Consider the following 21,048-nt stretch of genomic DNA (forward strand, 5'->3'; position numbering starts at 1 on the left):
CAAGCCGTTATGCAAATCGTTTTGCATGCGCATCCACTAACACACAATCGCGCCTTTGCAAATCGTTTTGCTTCGGTGCGATCGGCGTGATAGAAGACGTTCATCGGAGGGCTGATGGGAAAACCTACTATCGCCGACCTTGCCAAGGCGGCTGGAGTCTCGGTCACAACTGTTTCGCACGCGTTCAGCGGCCGACGTTACGTCGAGCCGGAAACGCGCAAGCGCATCGAAACGCTGGCGCAGGAAATGGGCTATCGTCCCAATCACCGTGCGCAGCGTTTGCGCACCGGCAGAGCCGGATCTATCGCACTGGTTTCATCGATGCCCTTTGCGGTGGCCGCCGGACCGTCGAGGCTGGGCTTCCTCATGGAAATTGCTGCTGCCGCCGCCGTGACGGCTTTTGCCAGGGGTATTTCCCTTTGCCTCGTTCCTCCACTCGGGCCCCGCGACCGCCTCGACGCGCTTGAGGTGGACGGCGCCATCGTCGTGGAGCCGGAACGAGACGACCCGGTGCTGGATTTCTTTTCGTCCCGCGGGACCGAGGTCGTGTGCATCGGGCGTGCGCCCGGCCGAGACGATCTTCCGTTCGTGGATTTGCAGAGCGCCGCAACGGCGCATCTGCTGCTCGATCACCTGCTTGCGGGCGACGGTCAGGTCGGCTTGATAACGGGTGAACAAAGGCGCAATTCCTATATCGAGATGGAGGCTGTGTATGCGCAGCGCATGGCCGGAAGCGGCTTTACGCCACGCGCCATCCGCATCGACGAACAGGGGGGCGAAGAAGCGGCAGCAATCGCTGCTGAAAGCTTGCTGCGCGCCAATCCCTCGATCTCGGCCCTTTGCGTGCCGGTCGACGCCTTTGCGACAGGCGTTCTCAACGCGGCCCGCGCCACCGGTCGCCAGATCCCCCACGACCTTCGGATCGCGACCCGCTATGACGGCATGCGCGCCAAACTCGCCACCCCTCCGCTGACCGCAGTTGATCTGCACCTTGGTGAGGTGGCAGGAGCCGCAGTCAACCTGCTCTTGGCGCGATTGGAGCAGGTGAACGTCGAACCAAGTGATCTCTCGCCACCAGGTCTGATCCTGCGACCCTCTTCGATGATTTCGTGTGATACCATCTGAGGAACGCTCAAGCCGAGAGCGCGATGGCCGGACAGCCGCGCGGCCGCGTTTAACGTCGTGACTGTCGCGCCGTCGCCATTGCCGCCTTTATCCAGGGTCTAAACGGCCCCTGGTATGAAGGAAGAAGGTCCGGCTCAGCAAATTAAGTTTTGCCAACATGCGCGATTGCCGCTAAGGCAGGCGCTGGATATGGTGCTCCGGCAAAACGCAGAGCACTCAGCTGACGAGGATGACTATGGCAACCGGTACCGTAAAGTTTTTCAACCAGGACAAGGGTTTTGGCTTCATCACGCCTGACAATGGCGGACCGGACGTTTTTGTCCATGTGTCGGCGCTTGAGGGCGCAACGTCACTGCGCGACGGTCAAAAGGTCAGCTATGAACTTGGCCAGGACCGCAAGACCGGAAAATCGAAGGCCGAAAACGTCAGGTCAGCCTGAACTTCGGATACCAAGCTTCGGGAATTCGCTTGATTGCATTCCCTCACTTTCCCGGCCGCGCCAGCGGCCGGGAAATATTATGATGTCGTCTCGCGAGGCCGTCGGGTCCTCCTTTTTTGCAGGCGATCCCAACGCACAAAACGGAAACTGAGCGCATAATTCTGGTCCGGCTAACTTCTCTGAAGCTTCCGGCTCACCCTCGACACGCACGCCACGCGCTCTGGCAACGTTCACACCACCGGATATGGCCGGTTTCCGGGTCTCCCCGTCGTCGCCTTGCTGGCGATCGTCGGCCAGTCATTCCAGTCCGGTGGCTTTTGCGATCGAAAGCTGCCGGGAGAAACGCCTGCAACACAGATTTCTCGCCCACCCGCTCCTTGTTCAAACAGCATTCGGCAAAAATCGCGGTTTCCCTTGCAATACTTGCCTTGCCGAGGGGTGCCAAGTGGTGTGCCTGGGAAGCCCAGAGCGCATACGCAGCCTCCCGTCCCCCCAAACGAGAGGCAGCCAGAAAGTTACCGGCAGATTTCGAGCCGACGAACAGGGTGCTGCGCTCACCGTAGCTGGTAAGCGGTTTGCCGGCGACCTGCGCGCCGATTGGCCGATTGACGCCAAGGGGACCCTGGCGCTTCCTTTGTGACGCCATGAGAAACGCCATGTCATCTCCGTTTAGAGCGGCGCGCCCCACATATTGTACCCGGACGTACGCTGTCCCGCGGCGCGTCATATCCAGCATCTCTGCTGCCTTGCTGGAAATATCGATCAAACGTCCTTTGTGGAAAGGGCCACGATCATTGACGCGCACAACGACCGACGAGCCGTTTGTGAGATTTGTCACCCGCACGTAGCTGGGCAAGGGAAGTGTCGGATGCGCGGCGGAGAGGCGGCCCGGATCGTAAGTCTCGCCATTTGCGGTCCGCCGCCCTTGAAACCCCCGAGCGTACCAGGAGGCAATGCCGCTTCGATCGTAGCCCGGTTCCTCCTTCGGATAGTAACGCTTGCCTTTGACCACGTAAGGCTTGCCGACAGTATAATGGCCGGCACGCTGCGAGGTTCTTTTGCCGGAAGCATCTGGCATTTTGACATAGACACGGTGCAGCGTGGCGGGAGAATGCGCCTTCAGGCTGGTCATGTCGGGCGTAAATGTCGTGGTGCAGGCTCCACCGAACGCACAGAACATCGTAATTGCCAACCAGCGCATGACTTTAACGGTCGCTGCTATTCCATCTCCCATCCCGTTCACCATCGACTGCAACTCGACACACGCGACGCAATGCGCAGTGGAGACGCGAGACAGGCGACGCAGCAGTGAGGGGCTGGTCGACACCAGGCGCAATCTGGGGCGTGCCGTTGGTCCGCTCCATCTATGATACCTCGGTAAAATGAGGCTACGAGCGAATGGTTCCGCCCTCCCGACCCAGGGCATATCTGCCCGACCGTTGCGATCAGAGGCGGAAATAAAAAGTCGAGTTCGTCGACTGTGTCGCACCGATGAAAGAGCACCGTCTATTTGGGTGTCAGCCGGCGGAAGCGAAACGATGGCTGAAACGCATCGAAGGCGAACTTACCCTCGCAGACGAACAAAGCCGGCGCTTCGCCCCGGCCGCCGATTTGTGCCGTACCCTGCTTACGAACCGCAGACCGGGAGGTCAGGCGAAACTTCTAGCCTTGAAAATGGGAAGGAAGTTTTCGCCCGGCGCCTCCGCCGGTCTTTCCCCGGCTCTTTGGCGATCTCCGCTCAAAAGTCGCCAGTGGCTCTTCTTCTCTGTCTTCGAAGCCCAAGGTCGTTACCGCCGGCAGGTCGCACCGAAACCTGTCTGCTCTCTTGAGGAATACGCCATATGTCTGATCGCTGGCCGTTTCCAAAGGCTGCGCGAACCGCGGTTTCTGTTACGCCGCCTTATCCGACGACAGGGCGACCACGGTGGCCGGAAACCTCAGCACCCGCGTCGGACGACAGTGCGAGAAAGCGAAGCGCCGACACGAAGCCTATGGCGGCGATAAAGAGGAAGGCGGCGCGAATATCCGGAAGCATATTATAATCGCCTCCTCCCCCGCCCAGATAGGATGCGAAGCGAATGACGGCTGCGGCAACGGCGATGCCAAGCAGTTGGGAGAGTTGCTGCAGCATCGCCGAAATCGTCGTCGCCGCGCTTCGCTGAGCAGGCGGTACATCCGCGAAGGCGATCGTCGTCAGCGCCGTAAACTGCATCGAGCGGGAAAGGCCGCAGGCAATCAGCAGCACCCACATGACAATGCGCGGCGTTTCTCCGTCGACGAATGCGAAGGCACCGATCGTCGTGGCGGCGATCATGCCATTTACGACAAGAAGGCTGCGGAAGCCGAAAAGACGCAGAGCCGGTGTGGTGACGCTCTTCATCAAAAGGTTGCCGAGAAAGTAGACGAAGACCAGCGAGCCCGTCTCCACCGCATTGAAACCCAAACCAACCTGGAAGAGCAGCGGCAGCAGAAATGGCGTCGCATTGACGGCAAGCCGCCCGGCGGTGCCCGCCGAAAGCGTTGCGAAGGCGAAAGTCGGGATCTTCAGCACTGTCATGTCGAGCAGGGGATGCGCAGCGCGCCGCAGATGGCGGACTGCAAAAAAGCCGGCGAAAAGACCGGCCACCAGAAGGCCAAGTGAAGCGGTCCCACCCGAGGATGAACTGGAAAGCTCCAGACCGCCAAGGGTGAGTGCGAGCGCGCCTCCAGTCAGCAAGACGCCGGTCACATCAAAGGGCCGCGCTCCCTCCGCAGGCACGCGCGGCACGAAAAAGGCAACGAGCACGACACCGAATATGCCGAGAGGCAGATTGATGAAGAAGTTCCACTCCCAGCCGGCGTGGGTTGTAATCCAGGCACCGATCAGAGGCCCGATGACGGGGGCAATCAGAGCCGGCCAGGTGATGGTGGCGATTGCCCGCACCAATTCCGCCTTCGGTGCATCGCGCAGTACGAGCTGACGCCCAACCGGCGTCATCAGCGCTGCGGACGCACCTTGGAAGAGCCGAGCCACGGTGAATTGACCAAGCGACGCCGAGAAGCCGCAAGCAACGGAGGCGAGCGTGAACAGCGCGATAGCGGCAAGAAAGACCTCTCGCGCGCCAAAACGCTCGACGAGCCATCCGGCCGGCGGAATAAACACGGCCATCGCAAGAAGATAGGCGGTGAAGCCAATGTTGAGCGCCACCACATCCGTCGCGAAGGCCTTGGACATGGCCGGCAGCGAGGTTGCGATGATCGTGCTGTCGAGCATCTGCATGAAAAAGGCCACGGCCACGACGGCCGGGACGATGCGGGTGCGGTGAAACGGAAGTGGAGAAGAGGAAATGGAGGACATCATTCAAGAAGAAGAGAGGGCGGAGACGCAGGTGCGCCGCCGCCCGAACCTACAGGATCAATTGCTGGCAGCAACTCTTTTTAGAGCTGCGTCGTAGAAGGAGCGGTCAATCCAGCTCTCATAATTGACTTTGCCCTTCAGCAGCCCGGCCTCGGCCATGAAGGCCTCCTCCCCCTGAAGCGCTTTCACTGCCGCATCCGTGATTTCCGGGTCCTGGAAGAACTTTCCATCCGGGTAGGTGGCGCGGACTGCCTTGTCACTGCTGCCTGTCTCCTTGACAAAGATCGTAGTCGTCTCTTCCGGGTTGGCGTCGGCCCAGCGGGCAGTCGCGATATCGACAGCCAGCAGACGTGTCACGATTTCAGGATACTTGCGGGCGAATTCACCGTTGACGCTGAGAAGATGTGGAACCGCCCAATCGGGGCTGCCCGACACGCCGGCGTCGAAGATCACCCGCGCTCCGCCCTTTTCAACAAGCGTCTGCACCGGGCCGGTGCTTTCCACGATGGCATCGACGTCACCACGGGCCAGCGCCGGGCCGGAACTGTCGATACCGAGGTTCAGGCTTTCCACGTCCGCGAGGGAAAGACCTGCGGCCTGCAGGGCCTTGGCGAAGGTCGAATGACGCACCGTGCCTGAGAGATAGGCGACCTTCTTGCCCTTCAGGTCCTCAATCTTCTGGATCGCAGACTCCGGCTTGACGACGATCTGCGTCTCGTTCGAACGGTTCCAGCTCGAAAGGCCGATGAGCTTCACGTCGGCCCCGGTCGCCGCCAGACGAAGCGACGGGTTGTTGCCGATATAGGTGAAGTCGATCGCTCCCGAACCGAGCGCAACCGTGGCAGCGGAACCGCCATCGAATGTCGTCAGCTCGATCTTGATGCCGTCCTTGGCGAACTCGTCTTCCAGCAGTTTCTTGTTGCGATAAAGGATGAATTTCAGGTGGCCCGGCGCGGTCGAGCCGATGCGGATGACCTCGGGCTTCGCGTCGTCGGCAAAGGCCGGCGCGCCACCCGCCACCGGCAGGAACGATAGCGCCAAGGCGAGCTTCAACAATGTGCGGCGGAGTGAATTCGATGTCATGGATGGATCCTTTCGAAATCGCGTGTTCGTTGGAAGAGAGGCTGGGGCTCAGTTCGGGCCGCTTTCGCCGTCGCCGCGCCAGCGGGTGGCGCGTCGTTCCCCAGCGACGAGCAAGTAGTTCAGCAGGAGGCCGATGATCGTCAGCGTCAGGATGCCGGCATACATCCGGTCTGTTTCCAGCATCAGCGACGAATTCTGGATGAGGTAGCCGATGCCGGATTGGGCCGCGAGCATCTCCGCGGCGATGACCGAAAAGAGCGAGGTCTTCACACCAAGCCGAGCGCCCGCGACAATCGAGGGGACGGCCGAGGGCAGAATGACCTTCTTGAAGAGATCCCAGTCGGACGTTCCCATGGAACGCGCTGCCTTCACCAGCAGTGGATCGACCGACTTCACACCGACGATGGTGTTGATCAGCAGGAAGAAGACGGCCGCGTAGAATGTGATGGCGATCTTTGACGCCTCGCCGATGCCGAGCAAAAGGATGAAGACCGGCAGCAGCGCGAACTGCGAGGTATTGCGCAGGGTCTGGACGAGAAAGTCCGAGGCCTTTTCGAAGAGCGGATAGCGCCCCATCAAAAGACCAAGCGGTACGGCGACAACAACGGCAAGCGAAAAGCCGATCGCGGCGCGCTGCAGGCTGATGCCGATGTGGTCGGCAAGCTGACCCGAGGCGATCATCTCCCACAGGACCGAGAGCACCTGGCTGAGTGGCGGGAAGAACAGCGCGTTGATCCAGCCGGCGCGTGGCGCGATCTCCCAGAGAAGCGCGAAGGCGACGAGCGCCGGCAGGCCCAGCGTAATGGTTGAGAAGGCTTCACCGAGAACCGTCGGCGGTTTCTCCGCGGCGCGCTTTCGGCGCGATGAAAATGTCCGGCGGAGCGGCAGGTTACGGTCGGCGATCAGACTCATCGGATCCTCCCTTAGTTGGTATAGTTGGATGCGAGCGCCCAATCGCGCTGGGCCTTGACGACCTCGTCACGCAAGCTTTCCCAGACGCGGCCCCGATAGGCATTGAAGGCCGCGCTGTTGCGGATATCGAGGTCGCGCGGGCGCGGCAGGTCAATCTCGACGATTTCCTTGACGCTCGCCGGGCGCGCGGTCATCACGACCACGCGGTCGGCGAGGTAGATCGCCTCGTCGATCGAATGGGTGACAAAGACGACGGTCGTCTTGATCTGTTCCCAAATGCGCAACAGTTCGCTTTGCAGGATGTCGCGCGTCTGGGCGTCAAGAGCCGCGAAGGGCTCGTCCATCAGCAGCACCTGCGGATCGGTGGAGAGCGCCCGGGCGATTGCCACGCGCTGCTGCATGCCGCCGGAAAGCTGCGAGGGGAAGCGGTCTTCGAAGCCCTTGAGGCCGAAGAGATGCAGGAAATGACGTGCCTTCTCGCGACGCTCCGCCGCCGGCACACCACGCACCTCCAGGGCATATTCGATGTTCTGCAGCGCCGTTCGCCAGGGAAAAAGCGCATATTGCTGGAAGACATAGGCGGTGCGGGCATGCGGTTTGGAGACCTCGATGCCGTCGATGCGGGCGACGCCCGAGGTCGCTTCGGTCAATCCGGCAATGACATCGAGCAGCACCGACTTGCCGCTGCCGGACGGCCCGACCAGCGTGATGAATTCGCCGCGTTTGATGGTCAGGTCGACGCCATCCAGCACCGCAATGCGGCTGGAGGCGACGCCGTCCACCGTTACGGTCTGGCCCTGTTTGAGCGTAAAGGTCTTGCGCAGCGCGCTGACAGCTATGCGTTCCATGGTCGAACTCCCTTCAAACCTGCGCCACGCGGATGTGACGGGTCGGATCATCTTGCGCGCCGCCGGCGCGGCCGCGGTTCCACCCGAGCGAGCGGGCGTAGGCGCCAAAAAGGTCGCGTTCCAGCACCTCGGCCTCCGCGATGCCTGTTGGTCCGTGCGCCGCCTCGGCGACATAGAGCGCATCCGTCGGACAATAGATTTCGCAGAGGAAACAGGTTTGGCAGTCGTCTTGCCGGGCAATGATCGGCAGACCCGTTTCGTCGCGATCGAAGACGAAGGCGGGACAGATCCGTTCGCAGATATCGCAGCGGATGCAGCGGTCGGCGGAGATAACCTCGATCATCGCTCAGCCCTCCCGAACCGTCTCAAAAGCGAGGTCTTCACGCACGGCGCTCACCTGATCGAGCCCGGAGACGATGATGCGGCTCGCCTGCCCGTCGTCTTCGGTCGGAAAGTCACTCCGGCGGTGCACGCCCCGGCTTTCCGTGCGCAAGAGCGCAGCCGCGACCGTCCAGCGGGCGCTCGCCGTAACCGACGCCACCTCTCGTGCGCGAAGTCGGTCGATGCCGACCGCGGGCTTTGCCTGGTTGAGGCCGGCCCACACGCCTTCCAGAATGCGGTGACTTGTCTCCAGGGCGCTGGCCTTGCGCCAGTAACTCCTGTCGAGCGGCACGATCTCCTCGTGCACCGCGCGGGCGGCGGCCGCGAGATTGACGTCTTCACGTTCGCCGGCGCCGCGCAAACCCGTCGCGCCGAGCGGCCGCAAGCGCGCGGCATCACGGGACTTTCTGCTGCTCGCATGCCGGGCGGCGCCATGACCGGCCCACCAGCCGCTGGCAATCGCCCAGGAGGCATTGATGGCGCCGCCACCGGAAACCCCACCCGTCACGTTTTCACGGCTCGCCGCGTCGCCGGCGGCGTAAAGCCCGGTAATGCCGGTGCCACACTCGGACGAGACGATGCGGATACCGCCGGTGCCGCGCACGGTGCCCTCGTATTTGAGGTCGACCCGGAACAGGTGCTCGAAGGGATTGATCCCCATCCGGTCGTAAGGCTGAAAACAGTTCGGCTGGCCACGACGCAGCCAGTCCTGCATCGCGGGTTCGGCAAGATCGAGCCGGGCATAGACCGGGCCGGACAGCAGGGCCTCGGCCACTTGCCGCTCGCCGCCGCCGATACCGTTCGTCACCGGCTCACCGCGGGCGTCGCGCAGCACCTCGCCGTTCTCTCGGTAGAAGGTCGCCCAGCGAAAAGGCAAACCCTTGTTCAGCGAGGAACCGTGCGGGGCGAGCGTGTATTTGCCGGTGAATTCCATGCCGGAAAGGGACGCGCCGGCCTCTGCGGCGAAGAGATAGCCATCACCGGTGAGCCCCGTGCCACCGAGGATGCGTTCGAAGAAGGCGCAGCCGCCGGTGGCAAGCACGACGGCACCGGCCGATACGGAGAAGCTTGCGCCATTGCGGCGAGAAAGCCCCGCAGCCCCCCCGACATGATGATCGTCGCCAAGCAGTTCCAGGATAGGATGGTGGTCAAGGATCGTGACACCGGCCTTGTGCACACGCTGGCGCATGAAGCGCATGTAGTCAGGACCGCGCAGGTTGGCGATATAGAGGTTGCCATCCTCTTCGCTCGGAAAGGGATAGCCCCATTCGACGAGCTTCAGGAGGTTTTCGTAGGCGCGGTCAGCCGCGCGCAACATCCAGCGACGATCGGCAAGGCCGGCAGTGCGCTTGAAACGTTGCTCGACCGAGGCTGCGCGCCCTTCTCCCGGCGGCACACACCACGTTCCCGTGTTGGACGGAGCCGTGGCACCGCTCGTGCCGTGATAACCCTTGTCAGCCAAGACGACGCGCGCGCCGGTCTCGGCAGCGGAAAGCGCCGCCCAGGCGGCGGCGGGGCCCCCACCGACAACCAGCACGTCCGTTTCGATGTGGCGCCCGTCTTCGGTGGGCTGTTCCTTGCGACGCGATGCCATGATGTCCCGGTGTAGAAAAGGAAGCGTTGGCCGGCTGTACGGCCGGCCGTTTCACGATTGCGGATCAGGCTGCGGTGGAGAACCAGGACGGTTCGTTGCCAGCCGACCACTTGATGTTGCAGCCGATCGAGGGCACCTGGCCGGCGCCGACAGCTTCGCCCTTCAGGACCGCGTCGACCGCAGCGCGCAGATCCGCGCCCGTCACATCCTTGCCGTTGCCGGGCCGGGCTTCGTCGAACTGGCCGTGATAGGCAAGCTTGCGATCTCGGTCATAGAGAAAGAAGTCCGGAGTGCAGGCCGCACCAAAGGCCTTGGCGACACTTTGCGACGCGTCCTTCAGATAGGGGAAGCCATAGCCGTGAGTCTTTGCCTCTACACCAATCCGCTCCAGCGTTTCTTCCGGATGCGTCTTGGCGTCGTTGCTGTTGATCGCGACGACGGCAAGCCCCTGCGTGGCATAGTCGCGCGCAAATTTCGCCAGTTCCTCGCGGATCAACACCACGAAGGGGCAGCGGTTGGAGATGAAGGCGACGAGCAGCGCCGGGCTGTCCTTGAACTCGGCCAACGTGAACAGGTTGCCATCGGCATCGGGCAACGTGAAGTCCGCCGCGCGGGTTCCAAGTGTAATGGGATTGGATTCGGTTTTGGGCATGGTATCCTCCTGGCAAGCCAATAGAAATATTACCTCATAAAACACATAGATTTTATAGATATCAATTTTCTCCGGATTGCAGGCCGCGGAGATAATCTTGCTGCGCAAGGACACAAGGCTCGGATTCTCGTTTCGGAGTGGCGGTCTTTTGGCAGCGCGCGCCTCGGTCGATCTCGCGAAATTCTACGGCGCATGAGCGGACAACAATCGGTCCAGGCGCGAACCACGCCCCCGGCCAGGCTCATTTCGCAAAACGAGCAGACGCGTGGCGACTTCACAGAGGGGAGCGTGCGGCGCCCCAGGAGGGCCTCCTGACTCTGGCGCTTCAAACATCGATTCGACGAAAATCTTCCAAGTCCAGTTCCGAAACCGCGATTATTTTTCTTCTTAATTGGTAGATTTTCTATAATTTAAAAGCGATCTACGCTGTGGAAGGAGAGCGATGTGAGCCTCGACGTCCGCGTGACCGCCAATCAGGATGCACGCCCGAAACCCCCCTCGGTTGATCTGCCGGCCCCGGCCATTCTTCCCGGCGATCAGGCCCTTTTCTTGAGTGAAGGTATCGGAGGGCTCGACGAAGGAGCGCATTTTCTCGATGCCCTCGCCCCCGACGAATGGACGAGGCTGAGAGCGCAGGGCCGCCAGCTTTCGTTTCGAACGGGTGAAGCAATCTTCAACCAGGGCGACGGGCACGGCGGTATTTTCATCATCGAAGCCGGCGACGTCAGGGTCTTTTACACCGCACCGTCAGGGCGCGAGATCACATTGGCCTACTGGACGAAGGGCCATTTTATCGGCGGCCCGGAAATGACGGGCGGCGGGGTGCACATCTGGTCGGGAGAAGCTCTTAGCGACTGTCGTATCCTCTTCCTTCCCGCGCCAGCGTTGAAGAAGCTGGTCGTCGAGATGCCAAATTTCGCGCTCTGTCTCCTGCAGGGGCTGGCCGCCAAGGGACGGTGCTATTCGGCTATGGCGCAGATGCTGGGCACCCGCTCCGTCATCGAACGCCTTGCCCAGTTCCTGATCAATCTCGGCGATCTGCACGGGGTGCGGGACGGGCGAGCCATCATCATCAACGCGAAGGTCACCCATGACCAGATCGCAGCCATGGTCGGTTCGACCCGCCAATGGGTGACGATGATGATGAAGCGGTTCCAGAAGGACGGACTTCTATCCGTGTCGCCGCGCCACATTCGCATCGAGCGCCCGCATGCCTTGATGGAGATGGTGTCGAAGCGCGGCGCGTGAGATTGCGCTTCGATCGCAATCAACCAATCCGGGTCAGCGCCCAGCGCACCGTTTTTCGCACATCCGGATCCGTGTCGGAGGCATGGGCCACCAGCGGCTCGCGCGCCGATGGATCGGCAATCTCGCCGAGCGCTGCCGCGGCCTCCTTGCGGAGCGACGGCAGGTCGCTCGCAAGCTGCGCCGCTATATCGGCCACGGCCGATTGCGCCTTCAGGCTCCCGAGCGCGCTAAGACACTTCTGGCGGACCTGCCAGTAGTCGTCCGCCAATCCCGCAACGAGACCGCCGACGGCAAATGCCTGGCCGATCCTCCCGAGCGATTGCGCCGCGGCCGCCCTCACCTGCCAGACATCGTCCCGTAGCGCCGCAGCAACTGCGGTGGCCGCTGCGACCTGTTTTGTGAACGACAAGGCGTTGACCGCCTCCGCACGGACAGAAGCGTCGGCGGCTGCGATCAATGATGGCAGCGTTTCTTCGAGCTTGAGATAGGCGATCACTCCCAGCGCCTCGGCCCGCACCTGAGCACTTTCGTCCGACATTGCTTTAAGTGCGGGACCAAGCGCTGCGCGTGAGCGCAGTCCCTTCATTCCGCGAAAACCGGACGCGCGCACAAAAGGGTCCGGATGTGTAGGCAACGAAAGGAGCGCGGGAACCGCAGACGGATCCTTCAACTCGGCAAGGCTGTCCGCCGCAGCAGAACCCACCGATCTATCCAGATCAATCAGGAGTTTCGCCAGCCCGCTGGCGGCATCGATCGTGTCGAAATCGCCGAGTGCCATCGCCACCTGAAGGCGCACGGTCGCATCGTTGTCTCCAACCATCGCCAGCAGATGCAGGAGACTGTCCGGCATCGCCGTCTCGGCAAGATCGATGACGGCGAGGCGGCGAACGGCGGGATCCGCATCAGCGAGACGGCCGACAATTTCATCGGCATTGCCGAAATCCTCGAATGGATCGAACGTCGCCATGTCAGCGCAACAGGTAGGGGATGTTGACGGTAACGGCGCCCGTCGGGCAATCCGTCTCACACGGCATGCAATACCAGCATTCGTCGAACTTCATGTAGGCCTTGCCGGTGAGGTCGCTGATACGCAAGACATCGAGCGGGCAAACCTCGACGCAGACGGTGCAGCCCTTGTCGGCGATGCATTTCGCTTCGTCGACGACGACGGGAACTGTGGTGGGGGAAAGTGCAAACGGCATGGCTCTCCTCGATCAGGCTTGGTTCGAAACGCGCAGACGCTCGTAGGCCGTCCGCTCTTCGGTCTCGATAGGAACGATGTAGGGCTCAATGGCGCGCTTCTCGGAGCTCGTGCGGCCATTCACCTTGCGAAGCAGCGTGTGGCAGAACCAGTTCTCGTCGTCCTTTTCGGGATAATCGATCCGGTTGTGATAAAGGCCCCAGCGGCTTTCGGTCCGATAGAGCGATGCATGGGCGGCCATGTCCGCGCAATCGAGGATGGACGACACCTCCAATGACCGCATCAGCTCATGCGCGTTGCGCGCGACGAGGGCTGTCTCCAGGTCGTCCCTGGCCTCGGCCAATCGTTGCTGGCCGATCTGCATCCGAGCCGTCACCTTGGGCGGCTGCAGGTAGTCGTTGACGAGGCGCCGCACCTTGTATTCGAGCTGGTTGGGGGGAATTCCGTCGTCACGACGCGTCGGCGCCAGAACGCGCTCGCGCTCGAGCCGCACGAAGTCGGGATCGTAGTCCGGAAGGTCGGTTTCCAATGCCACCTCTGCCGCATGCTCTCCAGCCACCGCCCCGTTTGTGAAGGCTCCGAGCATGTAGTTGTGCGGCACGCTTGCCATGTCGCCGGCAGCATAAAGGCCAGGCACGGTCGTGCGCGCATATTCGTCGACGAAGACGCCTGATGCGCTGTGGCCGGAGCAGAAACCGATCTCGGAAATGTGCATCTCGATCATCTTGTCGCGATAGTCGGTGCCACGCGCCGCATGAAACCGCCCACGGGAGGGGCGCTCGACCCGATGCAGGATGTCTTCGATCTCACCGACCGTGTCGGGATGGAGATGGTTGAGCTTCAGGAAGACAGGGCCTTTTCCCGATTGCAGCTCATTGTAAAACTCCCGCATCATCTGTCCGGACCAGTAATCGCTTTCGATGAACCGCTTGCCCTCGCTGTTGGCGGTGTAGGCGCCGAACGGACCGGCGACGTAAGCGCAGGCGGGACCGTTATAGTCCTTGATCAGCGGATTGATCTGGTAGCATTCGAGGTTCGCGAGCGCCGCCCCGGCATGATAGGCCATGGCATAGCCATCCCCGGAGTTCGTGGGATTCTCGTAGGTGCCGAACAGATAGCCCGAATGCGGCAGGCCGAGCCTACCGGCCGCTCCCATGCACAGGATCACCGCCTTGGCCCGAAGCACGAGAAATTCCGCAGTGCGGGTGTTGACGGCGACGGCACCGGCGATGCGACCATCCTTCGCCGTCAGCAACCGGGTGGCCATGAAGCGGTTGGAAATCAGGATGCGCTCGCGTTTCAGCTGGCGATAGAGCGCCTTCTTGACCGTTTCGCCATTCGGCATCGGCAACACATAAGTGCCGAGGTGATGGACCTTCTTCAGGTCGTAGTCGCCGTTGGCATTCCTCTGGAAGCGGATGCCGAAGCGATCCAGTTCCTGGATGATGTCGTAGCAGCGTGATGCGTAGTTGAAGACCGGCGCCTGATCGACGATGCCATCGTTGGCGATCGTGATTTCCTTCGTGTACTGCTCCGGTGTCGCATAGCCCGGCACGACGGCGTTGTTCAGCCCGTCCATGCCCATCGAGATTGCGCCGGATCGTTTCACGTTGGCTTTTTCCAGCAACACGACGTTCAGCGCAGGGTTCTTCTGCTTCGCCTTCAAGGCCGCCATCGGACCGGCGGTTCCGCCGCCGATCACCAGGACATCGCAGGCAACTTCCGACAGGCCGTCAATAAAATCGTCCATGCTTCTTCCTCAAAACGTAGAGTCGGCGATCGCGCGCAGGTAGGGCCAGGGGTAGATGCCGCGATCATGGCCGTCGGAAAAAACCAGCCGGATCGCGTAGGTGCCGATTGGCTCTGCACCGCTGAGGGTGACGGCATCATAGGAACCAGCGCGCCCTTCGATATCCGCGCGCACCTGGCTGGCAGCGCGGCTGCGCGCCCGCAGCACGGTCGCCGGGATATGAGAAACCGCCCCATCGTCCCACGTGACAGCGAGACTGCTGCGTGCAGCATTGACCTTGAGACTGATAGCGATCATGGGCGCTCCTTGATGGTTCGACCATTTTAGGAAGGTGGGGGCCCCGCACACGCAATAAATTGCCTTGGCATTTCGATAGGGATCCTGTCGCAGCCGAACGAGATACCCACGAACGCGCGCCAACGCCCGTAAGGCCGGGCGACGAAGCGCACGTCCGCACCCGGCGCCCACGATCGTGGCCGCAAACCCCAACGCTCTCCGGCAGTCAAATCGAACGCTACACGGCCTCAAGTATCTGACGCTGCAAATCGACCGCACGGGGGTCAGCCAGCTCCCGCCGCGGGCGCTCGAGATCGATGTCGATATCGAGCGCGATTGCCCCTTCCCGCAGCACCACCACACGGTCGGCAAGCGCCACCGCCTCTGCGACGTCGTGGGTGATCAGCACGGTGGTAAAACCTCGACCCGTCCAGATCCCCTCGAGCAGGCGATGCATTTCAATGCGCGTCAGCGCATCGAGCGCGCCGAAAGGTTCGTCGAGCAACAGGATCTGCGGCGCACTGACGAGGGCGCGGGCGAGAGCCACGCGCTGACGCTGGCCGCCGGAAAGTACACTCGGCCAATCGTTTTCACGTCCCCCCAACCCCACGTCCGCGAGCGCTCGACGGGCAGTTTCCTGCCAGTTCTGGCCGCGGGCGATGCCGACGTTCTCGATGACCCGCTGCCAGGGAACAAGGCGCGCCTCCTGGAAAAGCAGGCGCACGGACGCAAGGGTGCGGTCAACCTTTTGTCCGGCGATACTGACGCGGCCCGCTGTTGCCGCATCAAGACCGGCGATCAGCCGCAACAAGGTTGACTTGCCGCCACCCGACCTTCCGACGACGGCAAGAAACTGGCCCGCGGGAACTTCCAGGTTGAAACTGTCGAGGACGTTGAGCTGGCCGAAAGACTTTTCGACCCGCGACAGCGAAATCGGGAGACCGCCGTCGCTTTCCCTCACATGGGCCTGCAGGGCACTCATTGTCGGCCCCCCTGCTTCAACTGATAGGCCGGATGCCATACGAGAACGCGCTTCTCAATCGAACGGGTCACGACATCAGCGAATTTTCCGAGAAGCGCATAGACGATAATGCCGAGCAGGACGACGTCCGTCTGCAGGAACTCCCGCGCGTTCATCGTCATGTATCCAATGCCGTTTGTCGATGAAATCGTTTCAGCGACGATCAGCGTCAGCCACATGAAACCGAGAGCATAGCGCAGGCCGACCAGGATGGAGGGCAGCGCGCCGGGAAGAATGATGCGGCGGATCAGCGCCCTGCGGTCGAGCCCGTAGACGGACGCCATTTCAACGATCTGAGGGTCGATGGTTCGCACGCCATAGAAGGTATTGATGTAGATCGGGAAAAAGACGCCGATCGAAACCAGAAAGATCTTGGCGGTTTCATCGATACCGAACCAGAGGATCACGAGCGGGATCAAGGCAAGATGCGGGATGTTGCGCACCATCTGGACGGTGCTGTCGAGGAGGGTTTCGGCCGGTTTCCACAGACCGGTAACGACGCCGGCGACGAAGCCGAGCCCGCCGCCGATCGCAAGGCCTATGAAGGCCCGACGGGTGGAGGCGAGCGTATGGAAAAGAAGCGAGCCATCAAGCAACGACCGCCAGAAGGCCGCAGCAATCGTCGTCGGTGCCGGCATGAGGCGGGCGGTGACGAGACCCGTGCGCGCCGCAATTTCCCAAACGACGAGAAGCGCAAGCGGAAGAGCCCATGGAGCCAGCCCGCTCCACAGGTTCTTCAGATTGGGCCTGCGGGCTTCGCCGGTAGCAATACCGGCTACCGACACGTCCACCATCAGGCACCGCCTTTGCGCACGACGTCCGCGATCGAGATCTTGTTCGGGATCAGGCCGAGTTCGAAGAAGGTATCGGCGATCGTCTGTTGCTGTTTGACGATGCCCTCATCGAGAGCCTTCACGCCGTACGATTGTCGCTGCAGCGCGACGGCCAGCACGTCCGCGGGAATGCCAACGGAAGGCGAAAGTTCGGCGGCCGCGGCGGCCGGATTGGCCTTCGCCCATTCGTCGATCTCTGCAACGGCCTCGATCACCGTATCGACGGCCTCGGGATGGCCGTCCACGAATGGCTTTGCGCCCAGGTAGAACTGGTGGTTGGGTACGATCCCTTCGCCGTTTCGAAGTTCGCGTGCCTCGATCGCGAGCTCGGCTGCAGCCTGGAACGGGTCCCAGATCACCCAGGCATCGACGGCGCCCTGTTCAAAGGCAGCGCGGGCGTCGGCGGGCGGAAGGAAGGAGGTCTTGATGTCGCTATAGTTGAGACCAGCCTCCTCCAGCGCCTTCACCAGGAGGAAGTGCACGTTCGAACCCTTGTTAAGGGCGACGGTCTTACCCTTGAGATCCGAAACCTTCTGGATGGGGCTACCCTTCGGCACGAGGATCGCCTCGCCGCGCGGCGCCGGCGGTTCATGGGCGATATAGACCAGCGGCGCGCCGGCCGCCTGCGCGAAGATCGGCGGCGTTTCTCCCGTCGTACCGAAATCGACTGCGCCGACATTCAAGGCTTCGAGAAGTTGCGGGCCCGCCGGGAATTCTGCCCATGTGACCGTGTAACCGATCTTCTCCAGCTTCTTCTCCAGAAGACCCTTTCCCTTGAGCAGTACAAGCGTGCCGTATTTCTGGTAGCCAATGCGGATCACTTTGTCGGAGGCTGCTGCGGGAGCGACCTCAAGAAGCGGCACCGTAAACAGGGCCGCAAGCGCTATCGAGAAAAGGCGTCTGGAAATCATCATGACGTTCTCCTGTGCGAAAGGTGTATATTAACACATATAATCGATAGATTTAACCTTCATTCTAGAGCGCCTTTCCAAGCTTACCGCCGCGCGTAGTTTTTTCTCCTCACGCCTGGGACTTTGCGACGATAGAGCTTCCAACCATCGGCTCAGTTGAGCGCCGAAGCGACCGTCAGCAAGCCGACCAGACCGTAGGCGCTGCCAGACAGGTGTGTGCAGTCAAAACACCCTTCCTTCCCTCAGATGCGTCGTCGTGCCGTTCAGCAGGTAGTCGCCCAGCACACGCGACTTATGCAGGAGCGGGTTGTGGTTGAGAACGGTGCGGATGTTGCGCCAGTGCCGATCGAAGTTGTTGCCGCGCGAAGTCGCCGAGCCACCGCCGAGCTCGAACATGCGCTCAGCGCTTCGCAATCCGAGCTGGCCAAGAACAAGCTGCGCTCGCGCTGTCGTCAGCGCGCTCTCGATCAAGGCGTCCTCGATCTCGGCATCGTTGCTACTGCCCAAGGCGGCAACCGTCCGGTCGAGCGCAACCGCGGCGGCGGCAACCGCCGTGTCGATCGCGAAGGAATTGGCGGCGATTTCGCCGATCACCTGCTGCACGAACGGATCCTGATTGGCCGTTTCGGCGCTGCTGTGGGCGGCAGATCGCGCTTGGCTGCGAACATAGGCAAGGCCGTCCGAAAGGACGTTGCGCACCGCGCCGGCAGCACTTGCCGCCAGATGCAACTGGCGCAGCGTCGAGCAGTGGCGACCGACGAGATTGTCGAGGGCGCGCCGGGCCAATTCGTGCGGAAACACCTCGACATTGTCGAGGATGACGCCGCCGCTGGCGGTCAGGCGCTGCCCCATGCCATCCCAATCGTCAAGAATGGTAATGCCCTGCCGGTCGACCGGCAGGAGAACACCAACGGCCTGCCCCTCCTCGTCCAGCGCGCTGAACGAAGCGAAGTCGGCAAAGGCTGTTCCCGTGGCATACCATTTGCGGCCGTTGAGCCTGTAGGTGTCGCCCTTTCTGACGATCGTCGTCGTCACCTGGCCGGGGCGAGCCGTGCCTTGCTCTGTATGAGCGCCGCCAAAAAGCTTGCCGCTCAGAATAAGCTCGACCGCACCGGCATCCCGCTCACGAGGCTCGCTGAGGATAACGTTTTCGACATAGTTGAAATGGGACCGGAGCGCGTGGGCGACGTTGGAATCGGCAGCACCGATCGCCGCTATCATCTCGATGTAATCGGCAACAGAACCGCCCGGCCCGCCGAGCACCGCCGGGATGCGCAGGGTTCCAAGTTCCAGCTCGCGGAAAAGCTTGAAGGCTTCGAAGGGAAGTTCACGGGAGAGGTCTCGTTCGGACGCGCCCTTGGCGACTTCGGCCACGAAGCCGGGAATGCGCGCGAGAAGCTGCGCGCGTGTTGGGCGGGAAACGGTCAGCACCTTGGTTATCGTCACACGTCAACTCCGACACTGAAGAAAAAGAGAGTGCAGCCAGGGTCCGCTCCGGCTGCACTCGCGCCTTCGACGACTACGTCGTCGAGATCATTTACGATTGCCCGTCGAGATAGATGCCTGCCCCATTGCTCCAGAGATGCTCGACGCCGAGCTTCAGGTTCTTTACCCGCTTGTCGTAGACGGTGATGACAGCCGGGGTGACGATGTCGAGCGTCGGCAGATCCTGAACCACCAGTTTCTGGAACTCGTTGAAGAGCTGCAGGCGCTTCTTCGGATCGATCTCGACGGCGGCCGTTTCGAGCAGTCGATCGACGTCTGGGTTCGAATACTTGGAGCCGTTGGTGAAGGGCACGCCCGGCTTGAAGTTCTTCGACCAGTAGAGCCGCTGAACACCGACGGTCGGGTCGTAGAGGTTACTCATGCCTTCAATGGCGATATCGAAGTCGCGATCGGTGAAGACGCGTTTGACGAAAGTCGCAAAGTCCTGGGTTCGCAGCTCTACCTTGATGCCCACTTTGGCAAGGGCCTGGGCGATGTATTCCGCGGTCTGCTTGGGAGGACCGGAAGGCTGGGTCGGATCGATGAACAGCTTGAAGCGGAAACCGTCGGCGCCCCGCGCATAACCTGCCTCGTCGAGGAGCTTTTCGGCCTTGGCCGGGTCGAACTCGTATTTTGGAAGGTCCGGAGTGTAGAACTTCGCGAGATCCGGGCTGACAGGCCCGTCGAGCCGCGTTGCATAGCCGAGGTAGACGGTATTGACGATGAAGTCCTTGTCGACCGCGTGCGCGATCGCATGGCGCACCTTTATGTCGGCAAGATACTTGTTTTCGAGATTGAACTCGGCGCGGGCGATGCTCGGCGAATAGGGCGCCGGATCGGTATCGACGACGAGGTTCGGGTTGGCCTTCAGCCGGTCGATGTCGGTGAGCGGCAGGTTGGCCGTCGAGACCTGCACCTCGCCGGTCTCGATCGCGGCGACGGCTGCCGCCGGATCGATGATGAAGCGGAAGATGATCTGATCAAGGTAGGGCTTGGGCGAACCCCAATAGTCCTCGTTGCGCACGAAAAGCGCATGGCTTCCGCGCACCCATTCGACGAACTTGTAGGGGCCGGTGCCGACAGGCGCGACGTTGTGCGGGTTTTCCGCAATCTTTGTGCCTTCATAGAGGTGCTTCGGGACGATTGGCGCCTCGAAGCTTGCAAAGGCGGTCAAAAGGTAAGGAGCCGGCTTGGCAAGGATCAATTCGACCTCATGCGAATTGAGGACATTGGCCTCCTTCACATGCGCAAAGGTCGCCCGGCCACGTGGGTGGTTTTCCTTAAGCGCCAGGATCGAAAAGGCGACGTCTTCGGCCGTGAAATCCTTGCCGTCGTGCCAACGGACACCCTGGCGCAGCTTGAACCAGTAGCGCAGGCCGTCTTCGCTGACCGTCCACTCGGTGGCGAGCAGCGGCTGAGGATTGAAGTCCTTGTCATAGGTGAGCAGGCTCTCGGTCGCCTTGCCGCTGATGTAGTAGGCAGCGCCGGCGCTATGGGCGATAAGGACGAGAACTGGCGGTTCGGTGCCGATGTTGATCGATACGCTGCCGCCGCGCGGCGGCTCGTCTGCCGCAAGCGAAGGCACCGGCAGCAATGGAACGGCAATCGCGCTCGCCAGCGCAACGGAGGAAAGGAGGAACGCGCGCCGCGTCGGCTTGAAAGTCCCGTTGTGTCTTGCTGTCATCTGAGTATCCCCTGCCAGGCGAAGCACAGGCAACGCCGATTTCTCCAGCACCCCTGTCAGGGTGTTAGCCAGACTTTATAAAATCTACTATATTTATCGAGATAGTGTAATTCTAAAGTCCAGGGCTTTTCTGAAAAAAGCTACTCAGGCCGAAGCCTTTGCCGGACCGGCGATGTGCACGCAGACAGGATGAGTGTCTGCAAAAGCCGCCTTGGTGGAGGAAAAGTTCCCGAAGGGCCCATCGCACGACAATCCATCCCAAGATCGG

General features: G+C 61.6%; 20 protein-coding genes. 3 read left to right on the top strand and 17 right to left on the bottom strand.

The window, feature by feature from the left end:
- The first annotated feature begins 114 nt into the window (after positions 1 to 114).
- Positions 115 to 1,125 (top strand): substrate-binding domain-containing protein, encoded by a 1,011-nt coding sequence (locus BLU15_RS26000; RefSeq protein WP_034791724.1) that lies wholly within the window; start codon positions 115 to 117, stop codon positions 1,123 to 1,125.
- A 235-nt stretch (positions 1,126 to 1,360) separates the two neighbouring features.
- The gene (locus BLU15_RS26005; RefSeq protein ID WP_034791723.1) at positions 1,361 to 1,564 is read left to right on the top strand and encodes a cold-shock protein; all 204 of its coding nucleotides are present in this window, start codon (positions 1,361 to 1,363) and stop codon (positions 1,562 to 1,564) included.
- A 193-nt stretch (positions 1,565 to 1,757) separates the two neighbouring features.
- On the opposite strand, the gene BLU15_RS26010 is transcribed toward BLU15_RS26005, so the two are convergent.
- The 8 genes from BLU15_RS26010 to BLU15_RS26045 all read right to left on the bottom strand — a co-directional run bounded on the left by BLU15_RS26010 (position 1,758) and on the right by BLU15_RS26045 (position 10,371).
- Entirely contained in the window at positions 1,758 to 2,891 is a 1,134-nt protein-coding gene (locus BLU15_RS26010; protein WP_244546815.1) for a septal ring lytic transglycosylase RlpA family protein, read from the bottom strand.
- Between the two features lie 573 nt (positions 2,892 to 3,464).
- Positions 3,465 to 4,904: an MFS transporter gene (locus BLU15_RS26015; RefSeq protein ID WP_090299351.1), complete on the bottom strand. Its 1,440-nt coding sequence runs from the start codon at positions 4,902 to 4,904 to the stop codon at positions 3,465 to 3,467.
- Positions 4,905 to 4,958: 54 nt separating this feature from the next.
- Entirely contained in the window at positions 4,959 to 5,984 is a 1,026-nt protein-coding gene (locus BLU15_RS26020; protein WP_089045351.1) for an aliphatic sulfonate ABC transporter substrate-binding protein, read from the bottom strand.
- 48 nt (positions 5,985 to 6,032) lie between these two features.
- Positions 6,033 to 6,896 (bottom strand): ABC transporter permease, encoded by an 864-nt coding sequence (locus BLU15_RS26025; RefSeq protein WP_089045352.1) that lies wholly within the window; start codon positions 6,894 to 6,896, stop codon positions 6,033 to 6,035.
- A gap of 11 nt (positions 6,897 to 6,907) precedes the next feature.
- Positions 6,908 to 7,744, bottom strand: a complete 837-nt coding sequence (locus BLU15_RS26030; RefSeq protein WP_060604870.1) for an ABC transporter ATP-binding protein — start codon at positions 7,742 to 7,744, stop codon at positions 6,908 to 6,910.
- A 13-nt stretch (positions 7,745 to 7,757) separates the two neighbouring features.
- Positions 7,758 to 8,087: a 4Fe-4S dicluster domain-containing protein gene (locus BLU15_RS26035; protein ID WP_060582850.1), complete on the bottom strand. Its 330-nt coding sequence runs from the start codon at positions 8,085 to 8,087 to the stop codon at positions 7,758 to 7,760.
- A gap of 3 nt (positions 8,088 to 8,090) precedes the next feature.
- Positions 8,091 to 9,719, bottom strand: a complete 1,629-nt coding sequence (locus tag BLU15_RS26040; RefSeq protein ID WP_090299354.1) for an FAD-binding protein — start codon at positions 9,717 to 9,719, stop codon at positions 8,091 to 8,093.
- A 64-nt stretch (positions 9,720 to 9,783) separates the two neighbouring features.
- A complete protein-coding gene (locus BLU15_RS26045) occupies positions 9,784 to 10,371 on the bottom strand; it encodes a thioredoxin family protein (RefSeq protein WP_034791617.1) in 588 nt (195 codons plus the stop codon).
- Between the two features lie 444 nt (positions 10,372 to 10,815).
- Between BLU15_RS26045 and BLU15_RS26050 the strand changes: the two genes are divergently transcribed.
- On the top strand, positions 10,816 to 11,619 hold the full coding sequence (locus BLU15_RS26050; protein ID WP_090299357.1) for a Crp/Fnr family transcriptional regulator: 804 nt from the start codon (positions 10,816 to 10,818) through the stop codon (positions 11,617 to 11,619).
- A 19-nt stretch (positions 11,620 to 11,638) separates the two neighbouring features.
- On the opposite strand, the gene BLU15_RS26055 is transcribed toward BLU15_RS26050, so the two are convergent.
- The 9 genes from BLU15_RS26055 to BLU15_RS26095 form a co-directional block, all read right to left on the bottom strand.
- The gene (locus tag BLU15_RS26055; RefSeq protein ID WP_090299360.1) at positions 11,639 to 12,586 is read right to left on the bottom strand and encodes a HEAT repeat domain-containing protein; all 948 of its coding nucleotides are present in this window, start codon (positions 12,584 to 12,586) and stop codon (positions 11,639 to 11,641) included.
- 1 nt (position 12,587) lies between these two features.
- Positions 12,588 to 12,821 (bottom strand): 4Fe-4S dicluster domain-containing protein, encoded by a 234-nt coding sequence (locus BLU15_RS26060; protein WP_090299370.1) that lies wholly within the window; start codon positions 12,819 to 12,821, stop codon positions 12,588 to 12,590.
- 12 nt (positions 12,822 to 12,833) lie between these two features.
- Positions 12,834 to 14,570, bottom strand: a complete 1,737-nt coding sequence (locus BLU15_RS26065; RefSeq protein WP_090299373.1) for a fumarate reductase/succinate dehydrogenase flavoprotein subunit — start codon at positions 14,568 to 14,570, stop codon at positions 12,834 to 12,836.
- A 9-nt stretch (positions 14,571 to 14,579) separates the two neighbouring features.
- On the bottom strand, positions 14,580 to 14,867 hold the full coding sequence (locus BLU15_RS26070; protein ID WP_034791608.1) for a DUF971 domain-containing protein: 288 nt from the start codon (positions 14,865 to 14,867) through the stop codon (positions 14,580 to 14,582).
- Between the two features lie 217 nt (positions 14,868 to 15,084).
- Positions 15,085 to 15,828, bottom strand: a complete 744-nt coding sequence (locus tag BLU15_RS26075; protein ID WP_034791872.1) for an ABC transporter ATP-binding protein — start codon at positions 15,826 to 15,828, stop codon at positions 15,085 to 15,087.
- Positions 15,825 to 16,661 carry an ABC transporter permease subunit gene (locus tag BLU15_RS26080; RefSeq protein WP_051659223.1) on the bottom strand — a complete coding sequence of 279 codons (837 nt, stop codon included), beginning with the start codon at positions 16,659 to 16,661 and terminating at the stop codon, positions 15,825 to 15,827. Before BLU15_RS26080 ends, BLU15_RS26075 begins: the two co-directional genes overlap by 4 nt.
- Positions 16,661 to 17,614: a sulfonate ABC transporter substrate-binding protein gene (locus tag BLU15_RS26085; protein ID WP_060521249.1), complete on the bottom strand. Its 954-nt coding sequence runs from the start codon at positions 17,612 to 17,614 to the stop codon at positions 16,661 to 16,663. Before BLU15_RS26085 ends, BLU15_RS26080 begins: the two co-directional genes overlap by 1 nt.
- Positions 17,615 to 17,833: 219 nt before the next feature.
- Positions 17,834 to 19,057: an acyl-CoA dehydrogenase family protein gene (locus BLU15_RS26090; protein WP_090299378.1), complete on the bottom strand. Its 1,224-nt coding sequence runs from the start codon at positions 19,055 to 19,057 to the stop codon at positions 17,834 to 17,836.
- Positions 19,058 to 19,148: 91 nt separating this feature from the next.
- A complete protein-coding gene (locus tag BLU15_RS26095) occupies positions 19,149 to 20,780 on the bottom strand; it encodes an ABC transporter substrate-binding protein (RefSeq protein WP_090299381.1) in 1,632 nt (543 codons plus the stop codon).
- Positions 20,781 to 21,048 lie beyond the last annotated feature (268 nt).

It is taken from the genome of Ensifer sp. YR511 (assembly GCF_900103045.1).
GTDB lineage: Bacteria > Pseudomonadota > Alphaproteobacteria > Rhizobiales > Rhizobiaceae > Ensifer > Ensifer adhaerens.